Here is a 453-nt window from a genome sequence, read left to right as displayed (position 1 = left end):
CAGATCCTCGTGCGCCGCATGAAACAAGGTGTCGCCGAATGGTTCCTGCGCCACACCCTCGAACAATCCTGGGAAGGGTTCCGCGAACACACCTTTCAAGGCTGGAACATCGGCAAAGCCTGCCACGGCTACCTCAACGAGAAAGTGCCACACCCGGTCGCGGCGAAACGAGAGGAAGGCCGCACCAAATCCCGGCTCCTCGTGGACCCCGAACGCGCACCGGCGGTGGTGCGGATCTTCCAGTTGCGCCACGACGAGAACCTCGCTTACCAGGTGATCGCCGAGCGGCTCAACGCCGACCCCGACCGCTACCCGCCCCCGCGACCCAACAGCGGCAAACGCGCTCGGGGCCGCTGGTCAGGGTCCTCGGTCCGCGAAATCCTGATCAACCCGAAATACACCGGGCACATGGTGTGGAACCGGCGCGCCAGCAAGAAAGGCGGCGCGCTCGTC

1 protein-coding gene is annotated in these 453 nt (G+C 65.1%); it reads left to right on the top strand.

The window, feature by feature from the left end:
• Positions 1-18: 18 nt before the first annotated feature.
• Positions 19-453, top strand: a 435-nt coding sequence (locus APZ21_RS26030) for a recombinase family protein (protein WP_204249158.1), incomplete at its 3' end; no start/stop codon positions are given.

This window comes from Nocardia arizonensis (assembly GCF_001310275.1).
In the GTDB taxonomy this organism is placed as follows: domain Bacteria; phylum Actinomycetota; class Actinomycetes; order Mycobacteriales; family Mycobacteriaceae; genus Nocardia; species Nocardia arizonensis.
The sequence above is the reverse complement of the archived record's forward strand: the minus strand, read 5'-3'. Positions and strand labels throughout refer to the sequence as shown.